This is a genomic window from Halorubrum sp. AJ67 (assembly GCF_000513435.1).
In genome coordinates this window covers 37276-39372 of sequence record NZ_CBVY010000009.1, presented here as the reverse complement: position 1 = coordinate 39372, position 2097 = coordinate 37276, and the positions used below count along the sequence as shown (strand labels likewise).

Below are 2097 nucleotides of genomic sequence, written 5' to 3'. Positions count from 1 at the left end.
GCCCGCCCCGACGGTCGTGTTCGGTCCCGGCGACCTCGCGGACGAGTCCGGGGCGGTCGCGCACGCGGAGCGGGAGTACGTCCGGGTGCGGGAGGTAGAGGCGGCCGCGGCGACGGTCGCGGACGCGGTGTTGGCGCTGCTCGGCGAGCAGTAGGGCTGTCGGCAAACAGTAGGACACGCCGCGGACGCACGACCGATTACAGCAGGAACTGCTCCTTGTCCTCGGCGAGGTCGACGAAGTCATCGGCGGCCTCGATCAGCTCGTCGGCGGCGGAGTTACCGAACCCCATCGCCTCGACGCGGACGCCCTCGTGGCGGAGGTGCGAACAGAGCCGGGCGAAGTCGCCGTCCCCGGTGCAGAGGACGACGGTGTCGACGTGGCTCGCTAAGGAGACGGCGTCGAGGCTCATCCCGAGGTCCCAGTCGGCCTTCTTCGAGCCGTCGGCGAACGTCTTGATCTCTTTGATCTTCGTCTCGAAGCCGATGTCGCGCAGCGCCTCGAAGAAGCTCTCCTCCTCGGGGGAGTCGGCGCGGATCACGTACGCGATGGCGCGGACGAGCGACCGGTCGGCGACGGCCGATTCGAGCAGGCCGGAGTAGTCGATATTCCGCGAGTAGACGCTCTGTGCGGAGTGGTACAGGTTCTGTGAGTCCGCCAGCACGGCGACGCGCTGGTCCGGGTGAATATCGCTCATAGGTCCCCCTTCACTCCCCGCGGTTAGGGGCTTTGGGATCGCTGCGACCGCGCCCTCCCCCTCGTCGTCTCCCGAACCGACCACCATGGTTTATGTCGGGCGCTGGCGACCGTGGCCCATGGACGAAAAGCGGTTCGTCGTCGCCCTCTTCGGCCTCGCGGTCGCGCTCGTCGCCGGCTACGTGGCCTACCGGTTCGTCGCCCCGCTCACCGTCGCCGTCTTCCTCTACTACTCGACGCGGCGCTTTTACCACCGGCTCGAACGCTTCCGGCTGCCGGCCCGGGTGCGCGCGGCGGTGTCGCTGTCGGTCATCGGCGTCCCGCTCATCGGACTGGTGAGCTACACGCTGGTGTTGCTCATCCTGGAGGCCAGACGGTTCATCGAGGACTACCCGGTGGCCGACACCATCGGCGCGGAGAACTCGGTGATCGGGGACCTCGCCGAGCTGTCGAATCCGACGATGGACGAGCTGATCGCGGCGTACCAGTCCGGGCAGTTCGACCCGCTCATCGACCTCGTCTCCGAGCAGGCGTCGCTGCTAGCGAGCACGCTGTCCGGGCTCGCCCTGAACCTCCTCATCACCGTCATCGTCACGTACTACCTGCTCATCGACGGCTCCCGGTTCCACGACTGGCTGCTCAGGTTCGACGACAACGCGATCGTCCGCGAGTACCTCGAAACCGCCGACAAAGAGCTTGAAGCGGTGCTGTACGGGAACCTGCTCAACGTCATCGCCATCTCGATCATCGCGGTCGTCACCTACCTCGGATACAACGCGGTCGCGCCCGCCGCGATCGAGATCCCGTACCCGACGCTGGCCGGTGCGATCACGGGCGTCGCCAGCCTCATCCCCGTGATCGGGATGAAGATCGTCTACATCCCGCTGGCGGCGGCGATGTCGATCCCGGTCGTGATCGACGGCGAGGTGGCGCTGCTCGCGTACGTCGCCGGCTTCCTCGCGGTCGCTATCGTGGTCGTCGACACCATCCCCGACATCGTCCTCCGGCCGTACTTCAGCGGCGAGACGACCCACGTCGGCCTGCTCATGCTCGCGTACATCTTCGGGCCGGTCGTGTTCGGCTTCCACGGCCTGTTCCTCGCGCCGATCATCCTCGTGTTGGCGCTGACGTTCGCGGACACCGCGCTGTTGCGCCTGCTCGGCGTCGAGCCGGACCCCGGCCCAGAGATCCCCGAGGGGCAGCGGCGACTCGAAGAGTTCTGAGGGGATCCGGGATCCACGCTGGACACTCCCGAAGCCAAAGTCGCTCGGTACTACGAAGCCGACGCTGTGACTGAGACCGCCGAAGCCCCAGCCGCTCGGCTGTACGTGACTGTCTCTGTCGGAAACAACTCCGTGACCGAGACCGCCGAAGCCCCAGCCGCTCGGCTGTACGTGACTGTC

The 2097-nt window shown here is 67.1% G+C and carries 2 protein-coding genes and 1 pseudogene; 2 read left to right on the top strand and 1 reads right to left on the bottom strand.

All coding sequences use genetic code 11. The annotated features are described in order from the left end of the window. A pseudogene (locus tag BN903_RS16735) lies at positions 1-154 on the top strand (succinyl-diaminopimelate desuccinylase); the annotation flags it as partial. A gap of 43 nt (positions 155-197) precedes the next feature. Here the strand turns inward: BN903_RS16735 and BN903_RS09170 are convergent. Beyond that, positions 198-695, bottom strand: a complete 498-nt coding sequence (locus tag BN903_RS09170; protein ID WP_048077500.1) for an NYN domain-containing protein — start codon at positions 693-695, stop codon at positions 198-200. A 118-nt stretch (positions 696-813) separates the two neighbouring features. On the opposite strand from BN903_RS09170, the gene BN903_RS09165 reads away from it, so the two are divergent. Beyond that, positions 814-1917 carry an AI-2E family transporter gene (locus BN903_RS09165; protein WP_048077449.1) on the top strand — a complete coding sequence of 368 codons (1104 nt, stop codon included), beginning with the start codon at positions 814-816 and terminating at the stop codon, positions 1915-1917. Positions 1918-2097: the final 180 nt, after the last annotated feature.